The sequence below is a fragment of the Pseudomonas sp. Sample_21 genome, from assembly GCF_004307525.1.
In the GTDB taxonomy this organism is placed as follows: Bacteria; Pseudomonadota; Gammaproteobacteria; order Pseudomonadales; family Pseudomonadaceae; genus Aquipseudomonas; species Aquipseudomonas atacamensis.
In genome coordinates, this window is record NZ_RCNZ01000048.1 from 35,320 (window position 1) to 41,319 (window position 6,000).

The window sequence follows — 6,000 nt, forward strand, 5'->3', positions numbered from 1 at the left end:
CTGCACTATCGAGCTCGCCATCACCGTGCAAGCCTAGTCTGTTCTGTAATCATGGAAGGTCATGCAGCCAGCCCGAGAATCTCGAAGTACTCATCAATCACTTTCTTGCATAGCGCTTCAGCTTGTTTGTGCCGCTTCAACTTCCAAAGAGCGATCGAGTGGTTGTAGTCAAAAACCCGCTGGTTGTCAGCGTACGGAATTTTTGGCGTGGCGTACTCCACCGCCTGCCTCACCTCGTCCTCGCGGCCTTGGTCGGCAGCGAACAGAATTTTTCTCATCGCCCAAGCGACCTGCTCACGGAACCGAAATCCATGTTCGGTCAGGAGCTGCTCCATTGTGAGCAGAGACTCAGCCACTTCGTCGAAGCGACCTTCTCGCATCAACGAAAACACAAGCCCATCAAGCGCCCAGAAAGCCTGGTGGGGATTCAGACCACCTTCATCAAGCACCTGCTTCAAGGTTGAAGTGATGTCGACCGACAGCCCCATCTCGTAGAACAGCTCCTCCCCTGCCAATCCAATCAGGGTCATCACGTCGTTGAGCCTGATGAATATCCGAGTGAGAAGCGCAAACCGTGACGTATCAAGGTTCTTCTCCATGCTCTCGATCAGCAGATCCTTCAACGCTACCAGTGCAGTGGTGATCACCGGCTCACCTATCAGCTCCAGATGGCGCAGGCCCAGAGCACGGACGGCATCGTGTACTTTGAGTGTTTTGCCCCGAACACCTCAACCGTCCCGGTGGCTTGGATTTTCCTGATGGCTGTGGCTGCGCCGCCCTTTGACAGTTCCAGCGTGGCTGATAGCAGTCGCACGATTTCTTCTTGCGTGAACCTATATCAGCAAGGCTGACGACGGCTACTCACCGCCCTGAAGCAGTGGTGGTTTCCAGTCAGCGAAGTGTTTTAACGCATCAAGGTCGCCGATCAATTCCTTCGCATTGGCCAGCCGCTCCATGACAGCCTCTCTCGCCACACCATCGAGGCACTGCGCTGATTTTTCGATATCGGCGAAGAATGCGCGAACACTGTTCATCTTTGCCCACGTCTGAATTACGGATTCGAGTTGCTCACGGCTGTCCTGAATGGCCTTGAGGTGCCGTTTTTCCTCTTCCTTTCTTTTCCATTCAGCTAATTGCAGCTGGTGCTTTTGCCATTCGAGCTCGGCTTTCTCCCGTTGGAGCTTCACTTTCTCGGCAAGCCCTGGAGCTTCTGCGATTAGAAGCTTCACGATGCTTGGGATTTTATTGATCAGATCGCCAGGCTTGTCTTCCTTCCAGCGCTGAACCCACTCCGCCCGGTAGTAAGGAGAGTAAACCTGAAGGCACAGTCGACCGCTGGGCATGTCGGCACGCATTACCCATTCGTTTCGATACGGGGCAACGCGTTTTCTCTCTGGACGTGAACCCAGCCGGACTAATCTTTTGTCTACGCTTTTGACTTCAACGTATTCGCTGATTTCGTAAATGGACAAACCAAAAACGACGCTTCCAACATGAACCACAGTTGGACGTTGAGGCTGCCAAAGCGAGGGATAGACATATCTCGATGAGGGGTTGTTCCTATGATCAACTGGTTCGCGGTTCATGCGCTCGGCAGGATCGGTAAAGGTAACGGTGAGACCTTTTTTCATAAACGCTAGGAACAACTGGTTTGCGAAGTTGACTGCATGAGCGAGTCCACTGCGGCTCACAATTATATCCGCCATCGCGCGTTTGGTAGGCCTATCGTAGCCGTTCTCGCTTTCCCGCACCTTTTTGAAGTGATCTTCAATGCTCAGTAAAAGTGGGTGCCTTCGAGGGTGCGCATCAGAATTGAGCGGGGGCGTCCGGCTCATTCTCTTTCGTTTTATCGCTGATGATCGCTGAACCAGAATCGGTGCTTCATTTCGGTTCCATACCGTCGGTTCGCCAGGTTGAGCGTCAGGTAAGACTGGGCGAGCCTTAGCTTTTCCTACCGCGACTTGCGCCCAGTAGCCAACAGGCGGCCTAGGAATATTCAGGCTGATGTAGACCTTCGTGAGATAGCTGGAGGAGACTCCGTAGCGCAAGCTAATTTTGGTCATTGGCATCGTCCAAGCCTGCTCGAACAGGGACTCTCTCGTAACGACCTCGTCCAACGTATCAACGGTGCCTTCCATCCTGGTCACTTTCTACCGACTGACAAATAAATGATCGTAGCTAACCCGTCGCGACTACACAGCTGGTTACCTACTTCCGACGGATAAACGATGTGAAATGAAGCGTCGATCTTAAAGGAAATGGTGGTGCTCCGATTAGCCCGGCGTTGTGCCCGAGAATGCCTTCTTACATATGAACCTACAGACGGAACAGCCGTAAACGAATCGTGCTAACGTCTGGGCTTGCCGCTACACCTCATCAAGCATTGATCGGCGCCTCAATGAATCGATCAGCCGAGTCCATGTAGGTGGCTAGGTCGACGATCTGTCGGAGGACAATGACCACCTCAAGCTTGTGTGCATCGTCGGGCAGCCCTATCCGTTTTAGCATCGCCTTTGCGTCTTCCTCGATCGCCGCTAGCGCATCGATATCGCTCTGAAACCTCATGTCGGCCTCCTGCCAGTGTGAGTCAGAAATAGATAGCCCACTTCTTCGTGTCACGCCAGCCGACACATGCGCCGCTTCCGAGATGCAGTGTGGAGCAGTGCCGGCCCTTCGTCTCCATTGGTGGCGACAGTTACCGCCTTACAGTAGCGTTCTATCGACAACCTGTTATGACTGTACGAAGTGACATATGGTGCCAGTGCTTACGGCGCCCCACTCCGCTCCAATATTTCCGGGCTTAATGGAAGCTCCACTCGTCAGCACGAACTACATGGCAGAACGGCCCATCAGGAGTTGCATTGTGGTGAGCAACGATGTCCTCAGCCTTCATAACTGCCGTGTCTGAACAGGTATGGCCGTCGCCGATAAGTACAACGTCGAAGCCAAGATCACGAGCAGCTCGGCATGTGCTGTCGACGCAGTATTGAGTTTTCATTCCAGTGATTACCACACCGCTAGCCCCGTGAGAGCGCAAACTCCCCGCCAGTTCAGTCATTTCGAAGGCGTTGGGTCGCCGTTTTTCAAATACCACTTCTGCCCCAGAAAGCTTCAGTTCTGGCACAAGCGAAGTTAAGGGGCTACCTGGTTCTATTGGTGTGCCAACGGGCCCGACGTGGCGTGCTAGAAAAATCGGGGCACCAGCGCTGCGGGCTTTTTCCATCAGACTATTCACTGTCTCCAGCAACTCTTTGCAGCGCCATGGCTTGTCTGGGCCGTGGACTAGCCCGACCTGGATATCGAGTATCAGTAGGACGTTCATGGGTGCATCTCCTTGCGTTTGAGCCAGCGACACAAGGCGTAAAAAAAGGCCCTGTCCATCACTGGCGGGCCTTTGAAGTTCGTCTGCTATTGGCTCACGAAACCTCGCACGCTCCGCTTTCAGCGGTCGTGGTGGTTGTAGTCGAGGTGAGCAGATAGGTAGTCATTGATCGAAACTAGCAATATCGTAACGAACTGACAAGCTGGATCTTGGGATAGATACGTCTGGCTGACTCTTCGATCAGAACGATTTGCCTGACAGGTGGGTATTGCGATGGGTTGTACTCTCCCCGAGCGTTCATTGCTCGTATACCGTCACTGGAGTTGCCGTGGGCAGCATGACGAACAAGGCAACCGCCCTCGCCGTCTATGCCCCCATTTGCAAACAGCCATCGCCGTTTTGTGTTTCCCGGATCAGGCGTGTAGTGGGACAGCCTCACCGTTATGACGCGTACCCAGCAGTTGGCAAAACAAAATCTGTAGACGGCTACCACGCCGGCTGCAGCCAACTAGGCATTGAACGTCTCTAATGGCGAAATGTTTCGCTGGAAATGGATGCGGGGCCGAATTTCCATATATTTCGACTTGCCTGCTGGTGATTATGCCGCTTCACTTTCATCCCTGAGAAGCAGACAGCAGGCGATCAGGACGTATTAGTCGTGGAACACGGCTTGAAGGAAGCAGATATAGGTCGCCTGGTGTCTCCATGGCACACCGATGCTGATCTCGGCCGACCAATCGAAGTGGTCACGGACATGTCCAAAAACCGTGCAATGGGTTTCGCTTCCGACCAGTCGAGTACTCAAGCTTTTTTCGACGTGTTCGACAAACTACGCGAGATGCACTTGATACCCTAGGTAGTTCCAGCAGATTTTCTCAGAAGAATCCAAGGAGAGGAGAAGGAAAATGGCAGGGGAATACTCGTTGTCCGACGTGCTGGAAAGGATGTATCAGAATCAGCTCGCCCTAGAGGCCGCATTGATGGAGTTAACGCTTCATGTCGAAGCCCAGGGGAGCGTTGAGGTTGGGGGTAACGTTCGAGGTGCGTTATGGACGATTGGCGAGAATGCGGGGCACATTAAGCAGGGTTTAGCCCGGCTTAAACAGCTCCCATGAGTCAGAGCTTTTCGATCTTGATCTCAAATGCGTTCCGTTTGAGCATTACATAACTGCATAAGCAGCCATCAACTTCCCTTACCCTGAAAGCACTACTGGTGGGTGGCATTTTCTATCCCACTTCGACCCAGAGGCAGGAGTGCCTAAGGTGTCTCTAGCCGGTATTCACCACCCAGATACCGCCGACTTTTTTTGACGGCGCCGGAATCATCGACGTAACCGAAGAGCTCGCAAAGCGTGGCTGGTCTGTAGACGGTAGAAAATTGTTCATGGCGATCACTACCGAGCCCCAGCGGACATGATCGTCAGATGGGCTCTCAGCGATACTGAGTTTTGCAACATTGAAGTCTCCAAGTGGTTCCCTACCCACCCTGACCGACAGCAACTCATCGCGGTTTTGAGCTCAGGAAAACAGAGACCATACGAGCTAGGTCGCCTGCAAAGGCTGGAAGTGTGGCTAAGCTCTCAGTAGCCTGCAAGCTGAGTTGGCCAAGCAGGCACCAGAGCGTAAGTTCCGAATGTGAGCAAAGGATATGCGCAAGAAATCCGAGTCATGGTTTTTCCCGCTTCTTATTTTGTTCGTCGTGCTTTGGGCGATAGGCAAAAAGGAAAACCCTTCAACCCAAGCCCAGCCGAGTGCCGTCACCACGCCGACCTCACTCGCCTCAACTACAGCTATTGCATCCCCTACACCGCCCCCGCCAATCGAGCTATACGTGAGCGCGGACAAACTCAACGTCAGGGATCAACCTAGTGGAAAGGTAATATCCAAGCTGCAGCTTGGAGCAAAGGTTCAGATCTACGAAAAAGCAAATGATTGGGTTCGGATAAGCATCGACGGCCAGCCTGCGCGATGGCTATCATCCAAAAACCTTTGCAGCGGATCGAACTGCTTCGCCAAAGCCCAGCCAAGACCCGTATCGCCCGCACCACAACCTGCGTATAAACCTAGCCGTGAATTCAGTTCATCCTGTCCCTGCTCGTCTGGCAACGTCTGTATAGGCCCACGAGGTGGCAGATACTGCATCACATCAGGAGGGAAAAAGCGTTACGGCGGTTGAATGCCGAAATCTTTGCTCCATCCAACGTGTGGTGTGATGTCGAAATTGGCCAGTGCTGTCTTGCTGAGCGTCACTCCAACTATTTTGGAGACAATCCACGAGGCGGTTTGGAGCGGAGCTCAAAGTCATCCCATTGCTCTGCTGGTCGCTGTTCTCCGCACATAACACAGACATAAACATCGCTTAACAACCCTAGGTAATACCCCTTCCTGATATCGGGATGGGTGCACCTTTTCGTCTTTTGTTTCGGATCAGTTGCAGGCCTCATCTGCGCACCACCTTCTTTCCTACAAGTCCGTAAGGATGAGCGACTCGTGCGGAGGGGTTAAAAAAGCCCGCACAGTGTACGGGCAACAGGAGGAGTCACATGAGCAGCCTGCAATGCCGTGGCAGGCCTATTTGTAGGAAGGCGTCGTGATGAAGGACGTTTCATTTATTTCGACATGATGGGTGTGCGTCAGACAGACGGTTTCTGAAGCACTCAGGCGTGGGTGGGCTTTGG

General features: G+C 53.0%; 6 protein-coding genes and 1 pseudogene. 3 read left to right on the forward strand and 4 right to left on the reverse strand.

What is annotated here, in order from left to right; translation table 11 throughout:
• Positions 1-59 precede the first annotated feature (59 nt).
• The 4 genes from D8U71_RS07210 to D8U71_RS07225 all read right to left on the reverse strand — a co-directional run bounded on the left by D8U71_RS07210 (position 60) and on the right by D8U71_RS07225 (position 3,322).
• Positions 60-647: a hypothetical protein gene (locus D8U71_RS07210; RefSeq protein ID WP_130887494.1), complete on the reverse strand. Its 588-nt coding sequence runs from the start codon at positions 645-647 to the stop codon at positions 60-62.
• A gap of 210 nt (positions 648-857) precedes the next feature.
• Positions 858-2,138, reverse strand: a complete 1,281-nt coding sequence (locus D8U71_RS07215) for a hypothetical protein (RefSeq protein WP_130887495.1) — start codon at positions 2,136-2,138, stop codon at positions 858-860.
• Between the two features lie 238 nt (positions 2,139-2,376).
• Positions 2,377-2,565, reverse strand: a complete 189-nt coding sequence (locus D8U71_RS07220) for a hypothetical protein (protein WP_125926596.1) — start codon at positions 2,563-2,565, stop codon at positions 2,377-2,379.
• Positions 2,566-2,800: 235 nt separating this feature from the next.
• The gene (locus D8U71_RS07225) at positions 2,801-3,322 is read right to left on the reverse strand and encodes an isochorismatase family protein (protein WP_130887496.1); all 522 of its coding nucleotides are present in this window, start codon (positions 3,320-3,322) and stop codon (positions 2,801-2,803) included.
• 292 nt (positions 3,323-3,614) lie between these two features.
• On the opposite strand from D8U71_RS07225, the pseudogene D8U71_RS28795 reads away from it, so the two are divergent.
• The 3 genes and pseudogenes from D8U71_RS28795 to D8U71_RS07245 all read left to right on the forward strand — a co-directional run.
• Positions 3,615-4,178, forward strand: a pseudogene (locus D8U71_RS28795) (NAD-dependent dehydratase); the annotation flags it as partial.
• 49 nt (positions 4,179-4,227) lie between these two features.
• Entirely contained in the window at positions 4,228-4,437 is a 210-nt protein-coding gene (locus D8U71_RS28585) for a hypothetical protein (RefSeq protein ID WP_125926595.1), read from the forward strand.
• Between the two features lie 533 nt (positions 4,438-4,970).
• The gene (locus D8U71_RS07245) at positions 4,971-5,498 is read left to right on the forward strand and encodes an SH3 domain-containing protein (protein ID WP_130887497.1); all 528 of its coding nucleotides are present in this window, start codon (positions 4,971-4,973) and stop codon (positions 5,496-5,498) included.
• Positions 5,499-6,000: the final 502 nt, after the last annotated feature.